The organism is Pseudoalteromonas tunicata (genome assembly GCF_002310815.1).
In the GTDB taxonomy this organism is placed as follows: domain Bacteria; phylum Pseudomonadota; class Gammaproteobacteria; order Enterobacterales; family Alteromonadaceae; genus Pseudoalteromonas; species Pseudoalteromonas tunicata.
In genome coordinates, this window is the sequence record NZ_CP011033.1 from 758,799 (window position 1) to 773,360 (window position 14,562).

A 14,562-nucleotide genomic window follows, 5' to 3' on the forward strand; every position below is an offset into this window, starting at 1 on the left:
ACTTATGAGACTATTAAGTTTGTTTCGGCTCAGTTTGCTAACATTTGCTATTTTTTTTCTAACGGCTTGCAGTTCATTTAACTTTTTTAGTGATGATTCTGATAACAAAACCTCAGAAAATAACGCAAGTTATACCAACCCAAAGCAACTAGATCATTGGCTTGATAATGCTTCTGCTTGGCGTAATTGGGATATTAATGGCCCTAATAACGCATTAGCACAATGGCAATTTGAAGACAATGCCCTGAGTGTTCACCTGCAAGCCAGTGGTGAACTTAATAGTTTCAATAATTTACCACATATTTTACACATTAAGGTGATTCAACTAACTGATATAACAGGGTTGAATACATTAATAAAAACGCCAGCTGGGGTTCGTACTATTTTGTCTGAATCAATAGAGATGATCCCAAATGCTGTGTCTGAAGAAATCGTCACTCTTGCACCAAATCAAACCTTAACCCTTAATTTAGCCCGGCAGCAGGATGCTAAGTTTATTGCTGTAGTAAGTGGTTTTGCAGAATTAAAACCGACTAATTCAGTCAAGATATTATCCATACCCATTATTACGATTAAAGCACCTCAAGCAGACAAGTCTTGGTTTGATACCTTAACCTTTGGTTTATTTAGTGATGAAGCTGAGCAAATTCCAGACATTATTCGTCCTGCCACAATTAAAATTCAAGGCCAGTTTGGTGATACTGCCATTTCTAAATTCGATGCTCAGGCTTTCTGACACTAGGAGTGAATAAATATGGATCCATTAAAGTCAATTTTTTGGAATCAAGGGTTGTTTCTAAAACCTCAACACTTTCAACATTTATCACTTCAAACCCTAGCCCAAAGCTATGCGTTTACAAAAATAACAACAGGTGTTGAGCAGGGCATAGCTTCATTATCAATTAACAGCAGTGCGTTAGAAGCGGGTTTATTTCAAATCGAGACATTTGAAGCCATTTTACCCGATAAAACATTATTAGTTTTTCCTGGGAATTGTTCTATTGCGCCACTTTCAATTGCAAATATGAGTACAGACAAAGACAGCACAATTGATATTTATCTCGCTGTTGCACCGGTATTAATCGATGAAAATAATGTTTCTAATAATGTAAATGAGCAAGTTCGTTATATTCATAACGAGCCCGCTACTGTTGTCGATATGTATGATTTTGAAGAGCAAACTCAGCTCAATACGGTTAATATAAAATGTAGATTAATTACAGAAAAAGAGCTTGAACACCACAAAGAATCAATTTGTATTCAAATTGCTAAATTATTCTCACAAGCTGGTAAATTTACTTTAAGCAGTGATTTTATTCCTTCAATTATCACCATTGCTTCTTCATTAGTCTTACAAACAAATATTCAATCACTTAAACAAAGTTTAATGGCAAGATATGAGCAGCTTGAAAGTTTTAGTTCGCTCAAAGGCCAGCAAAGTAGTGATATTTCCAGTGCAAGTTTATCAACAATTATGGCTTTAAATGTGCTTGCTAATGCCATTCCGCAATTGGCACACTTTGAGGAGTGTTTGCATTTAAAAACAGAACAATTATATCTGTGTTTACGCCAGCTCATAGGCCAGCTCAGCTTATTCTCAAGAACCATTTCTGTGTTAGGTTACAGCACCCAAGTATCAGAATCTTTACTTCCTTTTAATCACGAAAACCAAACGGAATGTTTTCATCGAGCATTTTCATTAACCCGATTATTACTCAATGAATTGACTATTGAGCCAGAAATGCTGATTCATTTTATAGCCCAAAATGAAGCCAAATTTGTCGCAACATTAACTGCAGACTTTTTAGCAAAAAATAATCGCTATTATTTTAGATTACGCTCTAAAGAAAATCTTGAGCTAAGAGTGAGTGACATTTTACAGTTTGCAAAGCTTGGGGCGGATGGACAAGTGGATGTCTACATCAAACGCGCATTACCAGGCATCAAATTAAGCTATTTATCAAGAAAACCACTAGGGGTAGCGAGTTCACCAAACAGTTATTACTTCAGTTTTGATACCACTTCTTTTGAATGGCATAAAGCACTCGAATCGGGCAGATTAGGACTTATTTGGCCCGATGCTCCAGAAGACTTACAGGTTGAAATCATTGCGGTAAGGGGGTAAACATGAAGTTAATCAATGCGTTTATCCCAGTATTGTCTTATCTCAAAAGTATTACTGGACTGCTCACCGAATCGTCAGAATTAGATCAAGAACAATTGCAGCAGCAGTTAATGCCTCAACTGATTAAGTATAAAGAAACCTTACTCAATAATGGCTATTCGAGTGAACAATTTGAAACTGCCTTGTTTGCTATTTGCGCTTTGATTGATGAGGCGGTATTAATTTCTGAATGGAAATATAAAGACAACTGGTTGAAAAATCCGCTGCAAAAACAATTCTTTGAAACTAACTCTGCGGGTGTCGAGTTTTTTGAAAAATTAGACAACCTAAAAGAATTAAATACAAAAGATCAAGATATACGAGAAGTGTATTTTTACTGCTTAACATTCGGATTTACGGGGTGTTATTTTGATATTGGTCAAAAAAGTCAGCTTAACGATATTATCCAAGCTAATTATAAATTGCTTAACAACTATCAAGAAATCAAATTATTTAATCCAAAAATACCAAGTAATCAAGTAACACTCGTAGATCAACAAATGCATGAATATTACAAAAGAAAGCTCTTTACTTGGGGGCCAATTGTATTTTTAGTGGCGAGTTTCTTTTATTTTAGAAATGATTTTTTGAGTGTTTTGTACACATTCATCAGTAGTATTTAAGTCATAGGAAAAAATATGAAAAGTTTCTTTAAGTTTCTACTGGTGTTTTTTATCTGGCTTGTGGTATTGGGTTTATGCTTAGGAGTCTGTATTTTACTTGAACAGGAACTTCAGCTTGGTGTTATGATTTTCTTAGGTATTTTATTTACATGGTACTTTATAAAATTTTTAATTTTTATTGTTAAAAGGATCAATGCAAAAAACCGGGTCGAAAAGTTAATAAATCATGATAAAGACTCTACAGGTACAAAAAAAATATCACTCCTTCAGTTTTTCATAAAAAGAGATATTGATAAACATATTAGCAAGGTCATTAAAGCCATTAATAGAATTGGCAGTAAAAGCAATTCAGCACCAACGAAATGGGTCATGCATTTTAAGGTTAATAATACTGACGGTCAGTGGTTATATAGTAAAAGCGTAAATCGACCAAAAGTAACAGAACCCGTTTTTAATGAGCATCCATTTATTAATTGGTTAGTGTTTAATGAGTTTGTTTTACTTGATGTTGATGAATATTTATTATCTGAAAATAATGGTGCCGCACAACTTGAATGGTATCAATTATTAAATGGCTTAGCTGCGAGTGACAAGGTGATGCCTGTTGATTCGATTGTTTTTTCAGTTAATGTTAACACTATCGAAACGGCTTTAGAGCAACAAAAACTTGCTGATCAGTTAAGACGTCATTATGAAGATATTCGCACCTTCTGTGGTGTCGAAGTAAATATAAATATTGTTCTGATTGGGATGGATAAACTAAATGGCATTGATACTTGGCTATCAAATTTAGATCCAATTTTAAAGCAAAAAGCATTTGGAGTCATCAATAGTGGTACTTCAAGCGCAGAGCAACTAGTACAGCAAACATTTTCTGAACTCGGTGCTGTATTTAGCCAAGGATCGCTTTCTTATCTGGTCAAATATGGTTATGAACAAACCGCAGCGGAACTTCCCTTTAAAGCGAGTGAAATTGAAGATGCACTCACTAAATGTTTAACACGTTTATTTTCAAATAATTCTTTTCAAAATGCGCCTAATTGTAGTGGCTTATTTTTAGTGATGGAGCAAGAGTCTAACTTCTGTTTTGTTGAAGGATTACTAGAGCAACCAAGCTTATCTTGGCCATATGCTGTTAAAACAAATGTGGTCACTTTAAGTGATAAAGAAAAAAGAAAACGAAAACTACTTTATCTAGCAGGATGCTCTTCGTTGTTTGGGATGATTTATTTGATTTATGGGCAGAGCATGGCTTCGTTAGATCAATTAATGGATAAGTATCAAAGTAAAGAGTTTAATTTAAATAACCAATCTGGCTTACTTGAGAGCATTAGTGCTCGACATGAACTTATTAACGACTTACAAACATTGAATGTGGCGCATTGGTTTGCGCAAGGAAACGACCCATTAAAGTTAAATGTATTACGCGCTAAAACAATTGATAAAATTCAAAAAAATATACTAAACCCGCTTGATGAAGTATTTCTAAGTGATATTAACAAATTTGATGAAATGAGTATTAATCGAAAGGTCGATTATATTACTGTATTGTCTCGTCGGATTAATCTAATTAACTCAGCGATTAACGGTACGGGTATAAATGATTTAGCGCTAATGCCACAACCGTATGATGCAAGTTTTATTCGCACTATGCCAGCCCAATTAATTGAAGAAATCAATACAGTTTACTTACAACGAATCGATTTACTTCAGCAATCAGGAAGAGAAAAACTCAATACATTATTATCAAAAGAAAAAACACAATTTCAAAATAGTATTATTAGTTTATTATCGAGTAATAACGACAACTTGGAATGGCTAACAAACTGGGTTAATCAGAATCAAAGCATCAAAGACATCACGTTAGCTAGTTACTGGCAAGGCACCGTATTGGATGCTGATGATATTAAGGTTCCTAGGGTCTATACCGTAGCTGGAAAAGCAGTGATCGATAGTTTTTTTAGCGACCTGCGATTAGCCTTGGGCGAAGATAATCAGTTTTTAGCAGTCTATCAGCCGAAATTTATCGAGCAATATCAAATTAATTACCTCGCGAGTTGGGGAGCATTTTTAACTTCCTTTAACTTAGGCGAAAAAACATTAGCGACACGAGATCAGTGGCTAAATGTTATTAATAATTTAACAACAGGTCGAAATATCTATTTTAAATTATTAAACGAGTTAGATTTTCAATTAGCCCCCTTCAAAGACAGCGAAAATGTGCCTCAATGGCTAGAGTTTGCCTTGTATTATCAAGATATGCTCGCGCTTGGCGAAGATAAGGTGAACAGTAATAAGAAAAAGAATGCGGTATTAACTAAGTTGGCACTTAAGCTTATTGGCAGTACTGGGGCAGTGGGTAAAGCTATCGCAGGATCAGCAAAAAGTGGACTCAAAACGCAGAAGAAATTAGACAAAGCATCAGGTTCAGGCCCAGGACCTACAGAGCGAGAGCTTAACCTTCAACAAGCTGCCGCAGAGCTTGATAACTATAAAAGTACACTCGCTGATTTAGTCTTTAAAGTAGAGCAAAAATCAGAATCGTATAAAAATGCGGTTGGTTATTTTTCTAACCCAGATAATCCAGCTGCTGCAGGTACGTCGCTTGCTGCAGCGCAAGGCAGTATTCAAAAACTGCAAGGTTTGGTTGGTAAGTCAGGCATATCTACTGTGCCATTTTGGCAGATTTACACTGGGCCTGTGTCGTTGTTAGAACAATTTATGGTCAAAGAAGCCGCGTGTAAACTTGATGATTTTTGGCAAGAGAAATTCTTGTTTGAACTTCAAGGTGTGCCAAGTGCTAAAGTTGAAAGTTTTGCTTATGGTGAAGGAGGGATTTTATGGGGATTTATTGACTCCTATATTCAGCCATTTATCTATACTAAAAAGGCGGGAATTTATACTAATAAGCGAGTCAATGAGTTAGGTCTTCCTTTTTTACCTGACTATCTAAGTTACCTAAGCACGGTTAAAGATTTCAGTAAAAGACAAAAATTTGAATCGTTTAGTTTAGATATAACTTCTAAGCCAACCAGTTTAAATAACAGCGCCTTATTATATGTCAGTAAAACGCAATTGGCTTTGCAATGTGCATCTGGTGAACAAAAAATTGAAAATAATAATTATATTACTAGTCAGCATTTTACTTGGGAGCAAAGTTGTGGCCCTGTCTCGTTAAGTTTTCAAATTGGTAATAAAACAATTGTTAAATCTTATCCAGGGCAAGATGGGTTGAAGCATTTTCTTAATGATTTTAAAGCGGGTAAAAAACGCTTTGAAACAGAAGAATTTGCTGAACATTTCTATGTGTTAGATCAATTTAAAATTAGATATTTAGACGTTACATTTGAAATTGAAGGTGGTGCTAAGTTGTTATCAGCTTTAAATCAACTGCCTCCTTCACCGCCTAAAAATCTGGCGATGTGTTGGTCGCGTTATGAATGATTTTGCAACGGTTTCGTTCATCCCTGAGCATGCTGAAAACTTACCATTTAAGGTATTAGTTATTGCTCAACTGACAGGTATTGATGATGAACATTTACCCTACAAAGCGAAAGAAATTAATCGTGAGAACTTTTCTGATGTGATGAAAAGTTATGACATTAGTTTACGCTTAGAACTTGAAAATGATCGTTTATGCGACATTTTTAATGTCGAGAAGCAATATTTTACAATTAATTACCCAATAAACTCACTTGCATCGTTTCATCCAGAAGCCATTTTAGAATATGAACCTAATCTAAACATTATTGCCGATATTATTGTTCAACTTCGGGCATGTTTACAGCGTGCTACCTTTACGTTTGACCAAGAGCAATTTTCATTTCATGGTCTTAATTTAGCTATTTTTGAGTGTTTACCTGTTAAACGTGCGGATCTTGAATGGGCCGTTTGTGAATTAGAATCTGTGATCTCTGATGTGCTTGATGCGATTTTACATCATCCACAATGGCAGCAAATTGAATCATCATGGCGAGGTCTTTGGTGGTTATGCCAAGATGTCACACAAGAAAGCCGCTGTATTGTTGAATGTTTGGATTATGTGCCATCGTATTTTAAAGAGGATGTCTGTCATACCTCGGATGTACTTGATAGCGATTTATATCACCATTTGTATTCAAACCATTTAGGGCTTTATGGTGGTATTCCTTATGGCAGTATTTTGCTCGATTACGCATTTTCGAATCAATTACCAGATCTACAATTTCTTGGTCGCATGGCGCAACTGTGTGCTCATTTACATGTGCCCTTAATCAGTGGTGTTAGCCCGCAGATGTTCACTACCAGTGATTTTAGCAGACTGGTTGAGCTTGGCAGTTTAATAGATGTTTTTGCTTCTTCGCGCTATATCAAATGGCGTAATTTTTGTGAGCAAGAGCAGGCTAATTATGTCGCACTTACCTTACCTCGATTATTAATTCGGTCAGCTTATAACCCAGAAAACAGCTCGCTCAGTTGGTATCATGAGCAGATTGGACGTAGCTCTGAAAATTGTTTATGGCTGAATGCCGCCTATGGATTTACCCATAATTTAATCAAAAGCTTTATGGAAAATGGTTTTTGTAATTTGATTTTTGGCCAAGAGGGAGGGCAACTTAATATTGAGCAATTACATGCGTTTAATGATGCATTACCTGTTGAAGTGACGCTTTCAGAAATCTGCGAAGCTGAATTAATTCGCTTGGGTTTTAATCCGGTTTGCAGTCGAGTGCATGCCAAACAACTATTGTTTCAATCGGCAAATTCTGTGCAATGGGGTTATATCAACCAACATTTGAAAGCTTATAACACCAGTCAAATGGCAGCGGCACAATTACAATATCGTTTTATTGTATTGCGTACTTTGCACTGCATAAAAATTTTATTTCGAGAAAAAATTGGCTCAATAGAAACAATGCAAGAATTAACCGATTACCTCAATGTGTGGTTAAGGCAATTCGTTTCTGATGTTGAATTTCCAAGTAAAGCTATTCGAGCTCAACGACCACTTCGTGATGGGAAAATTATTGTCACCGAGGCATCCTTACAAGGGTGGTATGACATTAGTGTTGCTTTGACGCCACATTTTAAATTTTTAGGTAATGCAATGACTTTTGATGCAAGCCTCACTTTGGCTGAAGGAGAGGCGTAATGGAATCTGCTGGATATATGCAAGTCAATGCATCAAAGCAAGGCACAATAGCGGGATCTTCTTTACGTAAAAACCGTGAAAATTTAATTAACTTATATTCGTTTAATCATCAAGTTAGTGCTTCATGGCAAGCTCATAGCCACATCAGTAATGGCGAAATTATCCATGCACCCATCTCGATAACAAAGGAAATAGACCGAAGTACGCCCAAATTATTTCAAGCTATGGTCGAAAAGGAAGTACTAAATATTGAACTTGAATGGTTTCGTTTTAATGTCAACGGCAAAGAAGAGCGTTACTTTAAAATTGAGCTTAAAGATGCACAATTACTTTCAATTAACCAAATGATGCCAGAGATTGGCGATAAACGTTCAGAACAACTCAGATTAATGGAATCTATTATCATTGCTTACAGTGAGATTACGTGGAGCTGGGGGCCATTTGGTGATATCGCCTATCAAACAAATTGGCGAGGTGAGCGATAATGTTACGTTTAACTGAGCGCTTAGCCTTACTCAATGATGAGCAACAAGACAGTGGCAGGCGCCAAAGTATTGCTGATTCCATCGTAAAATATCTCAATCAATTGCTCAATACTCGCATTGGCAGCGTTGCAATATCTCCTTCGTTAGGTATGCCAATAGTGGACCTAAGTACAGGGGTCGAATCACCTGATGAACTGATTAATTATCTTAAAAAACAAATATTACATGGTGAACCGCGTATTGTTGAGCTTAATCAAATGATAAATAAAACAAGCAATCCTAACATTTTATTAGCGGTCATATTTTCGTGTCTTTGTTACGACCAAACTAGCTTTAAGTGTGCGATAGAATTAAAAATGGATAATACAATTGAGGTAAATTTAGTATGACCTCCTTAGATAAGTTATATCAAGATGAACTCAAATTATTAAAAGATTCAGCCCGTGTTTTTAATGAGCAGCATCCAGCGTTAACTGAGCATTTGGTTAAAGAAAGTAATGATCCTGATGTTGAAATGATTATGCAGGGGGTTGCTTATTTAACTGCAAAATTTAAGCAAGAATTAGAAGAGCCTTTCTCGCAAGCCCTGCAATCGTTATCTCAAGTTTTAGCTCCAGCGTTAATGCAGCCGATCCCCGCATCCGCAATTCTTTCATTCAAACCAAAGGTTGGTTTATTAAAACCGATCACCGTTAAAGCGGATGCTTATTTTGACTCTAAAGCAGTGACACATAAAGGAGGGAGTCATCCATGTCGTTTTAAAGGAAGTTGGGATACTGAGGTATTACCCATCACTTTAAATCAGATCAGTCAAAATTATAATGAGCAACAAGTCAGTGGTATTACATCACGTTTAATCGAATTAAAACTAGAATTTGATTCATCAAGGAATGATTTAGCCAACTTTTCATTTGATAAAATAAGATTATTTATCAATCAACCCTTGTCTGATGCGAGTTTATGGTTGTTCATGTTTGCCAAACAGTTGGTCAATCTAGAATTAAAAGATAAAAACTCAACCATTGCCTTAAATACTAAAGCGATTAAGCTCATTGGCTTTGAGGAAGAGTTTGCACTGTTTGATTTTGACAGTGTTGCTCAGTCACATCGCGTCTTACAAGAGTATTTTATTCAACCTGATAAGTTTTTATTTATAGAAATAGATGTATCAGCATGGCAAAGTCGCATGGGTGAGAATTTTAGTTTGACTTGTCGTTTTACTCAGCCAAATTGGCCTTTACCTGAGTTGTTGCTCTCGCATCTGCACCTTTTTGCAATGCCTATCGTAAATCAGTTTGAGCACTTCTGCGAGCCGACCGCAATTACTAATAAAGATCATCATATTGCTTTGGTTGCAAAGTCTGATCCTACAGCCAATGCGCAAGCGTTAAGTATTATCGATATCAAAAGTGTTGAAAGTATTTTGCAAGGTCGAGAGATTAATCGTAAGTTTGAAAATATACTCAAACCAAACAGCCTAATTAAGCGTAAATCTAGTTTTTATTTTTTTCGTAAGCATGGAACCATTGACGGTGAAGTAAGTAATTGGTTAGCTCTTGAGTTTCCTGCGCACAAACCGCTGGTGAGTCATGAAGTGCTTCGAGCTAAAGTGATTTGTTGCCATGGCGCAATCGCTCAGCATTTAGCCTTGGGTGATATCAATAAACCAACCAGTACTAGTTCTGAACTAATGACCTTCGAAAATATTACTCTGTGCACTGAATATCAATATCCACAAATCGCATCGGAATCCGCTTGGCACGTTATTTCTGATCAAGCACTCAGTATTACGTCGATAAAGGATGTAGAACAGCTAAAACAAATTCTCAAACATCATATTCCAAATCAAACTAAGCTATCTGCAAAACAAAAAACTAATTTGTTTCGCATTGAAGCGCTCGAAAAGCTAGTGGTAATTGAAAAGGATCATTTTAATAATGGCGCACTGTCACGGGGGAAAGAATTTAAGCTCAGTATAAATGGCGATAATTTTACCAATGTGGGTGATATGTTCTTATTTTGCTCTATTATTAATAAGTTATTGGCATTATCAACACCCATCAATAGTTTTAGTCAGCTAAAAACGATTGATTTAAGAACAGGAGAGTCACTTGAATGGCCGATACTCGTGGGCAAAAACTAGCTGAACTTGAGCAAGACTTAATCACAAACGCAACTCAATATTCATTTATTCAGGCTTATAAACTGTTATGCCAATTAGTGCTCGCTAAAAAAGCCGAGCCTTTGAAAGTGATCAGAATAAGACCCGCACTTACCTTGTCTTTAATGCGCTCTGAAGTTGTTTCAATTGAGAAAGTTTTTGTTGATGAAAAAAACGAATTGTATTTTCTTGAAGTGAATTTAATGGGGCTTTATGGACAAAGTTCACCTTTGCCTAAATTCTTCACTGAAGAAATCATGCAAGCGCATGCCAAAGAAAGTGACGCCGCACGGTTATTCTTAGATTTAATTCACCAACGGCTTTACCAGCTGTTATTTGAGGCGCAAACGCGCAATCTGCCTCATATTAATCCCAATGGTAAAAACCAAATCTATGATTTTATGTTCAGCTTAATTGGATTTCGTGACAAAGTTTGGCTTAATGACTTTCCAGATCCAAGTTTTTTATTACGGAACATTAATTTGTTTCGCCATCAAAAAGGCACGGCAAGTGGCCTCAAACAATTAGTCTCCCGCTTATTTACCCATTCATCTGTTGAGGTGAGCCAATACGAAACACGTGATTTAGTGATGCCAAAGTCTCAGCGCTTTACTCTAGCACAACAAGGAGATTGTTTAGGGGTTTCAACTTTACTGGGTCATAAAATTAAAGATAGCCAATCAAAAATACTGATCGCGATAAATCCAATATCAGAGCAAGAATTTAACTTTTGGATTAATACTCCTCAAAATTGGCTGAGTTTAAAGCAACTGATCCGCTATTTTGTGGTGCAGCCGTTGCTAATTGATATCAAGTTAGAGATAGAGCATGGCGATTTACTCACCTTATCGCTCGATAATGCCCAACCTGCAAAGTTGGGCTTAAATACTTGGTTGCATCCAGATAGACAACACCACACCGTGCAGAGCCAAATGCGATTATTATAATTAATTAAGGTCATGAACCATGAGTACGTATTCGTTTAGTTTTGAAGTTGATGGTTTTGATGAAAATTTATTCACATTACAGCGATTTAATGGCAATGAAGCCTTGTCTTGCTTATTTTACTTTGACGTTGAACTAAAGTGCCTTGATTTAAACTTAGAATCAAAGCAACTCCTTAATAAATCGGCAAAACTCACCATTTTTTTGAATCAAAAAGCAATTCGTACTGTTAAAGGCATTATTAATTTATTTGAAGATACCTATTATTATTCGAATGCTGTTTTGTATAAAGCGCGCCTTGTCCCGCACGCGTGGGCATTAACAAAGTTTGAATCGAACGAAGTGTATTTAGATCAAACAATTTCAGAAACGCTCAGTTGCATTTTGGATGAAATAGGCCTGTCTTCAACTCAATATAGATTTGATTTTAATAAAGAATATAGAAAATGGCCTTTTCGTTTGCAATATAGCGAGTCGCATTTTAACTTTTTGCAACGCTTAATCGAACGAGAAGGTATTTATTACTATTTTGATAGCACTAAAGAGAATGATGTTTTAGTGTTTACCGATAATATTGCTAGTATTCAGCCAGCCCAAACAACCCCGTTGTTATTTCAACCTCTGAGTTCAGTGAAAGTGTCTGACGATGTTGGATTTATTTCGAGTTTTATTTGTAAACAACAAAGCCTGCCACAAAAAATAGTCTTGCGTGATTTTAACGAGTCTTTACCTTCTTTAGATGTGCGTGGGGAAATTGAGGTAGATTCGATGGGGATGGGCGAAATTAATCTTTATGGCTTAAATATTTTAACTCCCGAAGAGGGGGAGGCTTTATGTCAGGTGCATGCCAATAGCTATTTGTGTCGCCAAGAACAATTTATTGCTGCTTCAGAATTGGCCTTGATGGCCCCAGGCGTTAGTTTTAAGTTACAAGATCATCCAAAAGCAAGCTATAACCAGCATACTTATATTTTAGAAAGTATTTCTCACTCAGGTGTCAATGTCAGCGTAGATGAAGGCAACAACGAAACAAACTTAAGTACTGCTGCGTATGAAAACAGTTTAATTGCTTATTCATCGATACATGAATATGCACCACAACGAACCACTAAAAAACCCGAAATCAATGGGACATTAAATGGCATTATTGATTCTGAAACCGACGGAGAATATGCCGAATTAGACGAATTTGGTCGATATAAAATTAAACTTCCTTTCGATCGACGTAACCGAGATGGCGGCAAGGCATCCCATTGGATCCGAATGATGCAACCCTATGGAGGAACAAAAGAAGGTATGCATTTCCCTCTGCGTAAAGGGACTCGGGTCTTACTGAGCTTTATTGGCGGTGATCCAGATAAGCCTGTGATTGCTGGGACAATTACCGACTTAGGTGAGCAAAGCTCATTAGTGAACTCTCAAAACGCAACAAATTCTATGATCCGCACCGCTGCCGGTAATAAAATTGAGATTGAAGATAAAGAAGGTCGCAACCGTATTAAGTTTGAATGTCCAACCAATAATACTTACATGCACTTAGGGGCGCCCAATCATGATGGGTCAGGGTATGTGCTCATTACCGAAGGTATTGAACGCAAAGATATTCAAGGGGGTCAGCGCCTCACAATTCAAGTTTTAAGTGAAAATCCGACTCATACTTTCTCTGAATCTGACCAAAGTACAGCTACTGATTATTCAGACATTCAAGAATTTAAAGTACTCGATCATGCCGGTATGGTGGTTGAAACAATGACAACTGATATGGAAATTGAAGGGAGTTATTTAGTTGAACGTCGTTGTGGGCCTAAATATTTATTCACCGATGGTAATGAGCACGTTTATGGTGGCGGTGATGTGTATGGTTTTGGTAATGGCTATGAAGAGTCCCATTGGCGAGAAGCGGATGATGGAGGCGTTCATCCTGATGAGGTATTTAAAATATTAGGGGATGATGGCGAAGTTTTTGTTGAAGAAGATGGCCAATACTCTCGTGATTATCAGAAAAAAATTGATGGCGCAATTCGGTTTGATCCCGGTAATCATCAAATAGAAAAAGTATGGTCAGATACTTTCTCATATCAAAATGGCAACAATTATACTTGGGGCGATACTTGTGATTATGAGTTTGGCAATGGCTATGCAGAAAGCCATGTGGATACCAATGATGACGGTAGTCCTGTTAATCCGTTAAACAAAAAAGACTGGCCATTTGATTTAGCCATACCGCAAGTGAGTGATGAAAATCCACATTTAGTGGCGGTAGGTGCAATTAACGGTGTCTACGTCAAGCTTGATGGTGGCAATACCGGAGTCGAGAAAAGCATTGGCAATGCTTATGAATATAGCCATGGTAATAGTCTTGCGGTGAGTTATGCCTGTGATGAAGAAGAACACAGTTATGGCGGAGAAAAATACGAAGCGACTTACACTAAAGAGGGTAAGCTGGTAGGTTCTGAGCATAAAAAAAATGGTGTATGCACCGAAATAGAGCAAACCCCTGATGGGGATTTTAAAGAAGAGACTATTTCTGATGTGTCAGGTGTCGGTAAAGTGACCACAACGAATGTCTATGCTTATGGTGCACCTGTTTCTTATGAAATTGTACGAGAGCCTGCACCAGGTTCTACTTTTAGTTTTAAAGGGGATGGATTACCTACGATTGAAATGAAAATGGAAATCGATGTTGGAGCCACGGAGATAGCTACGCATATAGGGGGCATGAGCAACAAAGTTGAGATGGAAGCGTTAGGCATGAAAAATGAAATCACAATTTCTGGCGCAATTATGTCCAATACCATCGAGCTTTCAGGTTGCCCATTAGAAACCGAAATAAAAACAGGCGATGATGGGTTAGAAATAAAGGCTTGGATTGGGCCTTTAAAAACGATTATGGAAACACGGGCCCTTGAGCTTGAGACTAAACAAGCATTGGAGCTAAAAACTAAAACATTAGAAATAATTTCAAATCAACTTCAGCTCGCTTCAACAAATGCTCAATTAACAAACAGCCAAGTGCGTTTAGCTAACTCATTAATAACCTTAATTAGTTAAAA

The 14,562-nt window shown here is 36.9% G+C and carries 10 protein-coding genes; all 10 read left to right on the forward strand.

All coding sequences use genetic code 11. The features are described from left to right. Positions 1 to 4 precede the first annotated feature (4 nt). The 10 genes from PTUN_RS20725 to tssI are packed head-to-tail and all read left to right on the forward strand — an operon-like array spanning position 5 to position 14,560. Positions 5 to 736 carry a type VI secretion lipoprotein TssJ gene (locus PTUN_RS20725; RefSeq protein WP_009836745.1) on the forward strand — a complete coding sequence of 244 codons (732 nt, stop codon included), beginning with the start codon at positions 5 to 7 and terminating at the stop codon, positions 734 to 736. Positions 737 to 754: 18 nt separating this feature from the next. Beyond that, positions 755 to 2,125, forward strand: a complete 1,371-nt coding sequence (gene tssK, locus PTUN_RS20730) for a type VI secretion system baseplate subunit TssK (protein ID WP_009836744.1) — start codon at positions 755 to 757, stop codon at positions 2,123 to 2,125. 2 nt (positions 2,126 to 2,127) lie between these two features. After that, the gene (gene icmH / locus PTUN_RS20735) at positions 2,128 to 2,787 is read left to right on the forward strand and encodes a type IVB secretion system protein IcmH/DotU (RefSeq protein ID WP_009836743.1); all 660 of its coding nucleotides are present in this window, start codon (positions 2,128 to 2,130) and stop codon (positions 2,785 to 2,787) included. A gap of 15 nt (positions 2,788 to 2,802) precedes the next feature. Then, on the forward strand, positions 2,803 to 6,231 hold the full coding sequence (locus tag PTUN_RS20740; protein WP_009836742.1) for a type VI secretion protein IcmF/TssM N-terminal domain-containing protein: 3,429 nt from the start codon (positions 2,803 to 2,805) through the stop codon (positions 6,229 to 6,231). Continuing rightward, a complete protein-coding gene (gene tssC, locus PTUN_RS20745) occupies positions 6,224 to 7,918 on the forward strand; it encodes a type VI secretion system contractile sheath large subunit (RefSeq protein ID WP_009836741.1) in 1,695 nt (564 codons plus the stop codon). The genes PTUN_RS20740 and tssC overlap by 8 nt, the downstream gene beginning before the upstream one ends. Then, positions 7,918 to 8,403 carry a type VI secretion system tube protein TssD gene (gene tssD, locus PTUN_RS20750; protein WP_009836740.1) on the forward strand — a complete coding sequence of 162 codons (486 nt, stop codon included), beginning with the start codon at positions 7,918 to 7,920 and terminating at the stop codon, positions 8,401 to 8,403. The genes tssC and tssD overlap by 1 nt, the downstream gene beginning before the upstream one ends. Then, positions 8,403 to 8,792 carry a GPW/gp25 family protein gene (locus tag PTUN_RS20755; RefSeq protein ID WP_009836739.1) on the forward strand — a complete coding sequence of 130 codons (390 nt, stop codon included), beginning with the start codon at positions 8,403 to 8,405 and terminating at the stop codon, positions 8,790 to 8,792. Before tssD ends, PTUN_RS20755 begins: the two co-directional genes overlap by 1 nt. Beyond that, positions 8,789 to 10,546, forward strand: a complete 1,758-nt coding sequence (gene tssF / locus PTUN_RS20760; protein WP_009836738.1) for a type VI secretion system baseplate subunit TssF — start codon at positions 8,789 to 8,791, stop codon at positions 10,544 to 10,546. Before PTUN_RS20755 ends, tssF begins: the two co-directional genes overlap by 4 nt. Then, positions 10,519 to 11,511: a type VI secretion system baseplate subunit TssG gene (tssG, locus tag PTUN_RS20765; protein WP_009836737.1), complete on the forward strand. Its 993-nt coding sequence runs from the start codon at positions 10,519 to 10,521 to the stop codon at positions 11,509 to 11,511. The genes tssF and tssG overlap by 28 nt, the downstream gene beginning before the upstream one ends. Before the next feature lie 19 nt (positions 11,512 to 11,530). Then, complete coding sequence (tssI, locus tag PTUN_RS20770) at positions 11,531 to 14,560, forward strand: type VI secretion system tip protein TssI/VgrG (RefSeq protein WP_009836736.1); 3,030 nt, start codon at positions 11,531 to 11,533, stop codon at positions 14,558 to 14,560. Positions 14,561 to 14,562: the final 2 nt, after the last annotated feature.

What these genes read in the sequence shown, in the direction of transcription:
- tssD (WP_009836740.1), top strand. Translation starts at nt 7,918, where the DNA reads ATGGAATCTGCTGGATATATGCAAGTCAATGCATCAAAGCAAGGCACA.
- PTUN_RS20755 (WP_009836739.1), top strand. Translation starts at nt 8,403, where the DNA reads ATGTTACGTTTAACTGAGCGCTTAGCCTTACTCAATGATGAGCAACAA.
- PTUN_RS20725 (WP_009836745.1), top strand. Translation starts at nt 5, where the DNA reads ATGAGACTATTAAGTTTGTTTCGGCTCAGTTTGCTAACATTTGCTATT.
- tssG (WP_009836737.1), top strand. Translation starts at nt 10,519, where the DNA reads ATGGCCGATACTCGTGGGCAAAAACTAGCTGAACTTGAGCAAGACTTA.
- tssF (WP_009836738.1), top strand. Translation starts at nt 8,789, where the DNA reads ATGACCTCCTTAGATAAGTTATATCAAGATGAACTCAAATTATTAAAA.
- tssK (WP_009836744.1), top strand. Translation starts at nt 755, where the DNA reads ATGGATCCATTAAAGTCAATTTTTTGGAATCAAGGGTTGTTTCTAAAA.
- icmH (WP_009836743.1), top strand. Translation starts at nt 2,128, where the DNA reads ATGAAGTTAATCAATGCGTTTATCCCAGTATTGTCTTATCTCAAAAGT.
- PTUN_RS20740 (WP_009836742.1), top strand. Translation starts at nt 2,803, where the DNA reads ATGAAAAGTTTCTTTAAGTTTCTACTGGTGTTTTTTATCTGGCTTGTG.
- tssI (WP_009836736.1), top strand. Translation starts at nt 11,531, where the DNA reads ATGAGTACGTATTCGTTTAGTTTTGAAGTTGATGGTTTTGATGAAAAT.
- tssC (WP_009836741.1), top strand. Translation starts at nt 6,224, where the DNA reads ATGAATGATTTTGCAACGGTTTCGTTCATCCCTGAGCATGCTGAAAAC.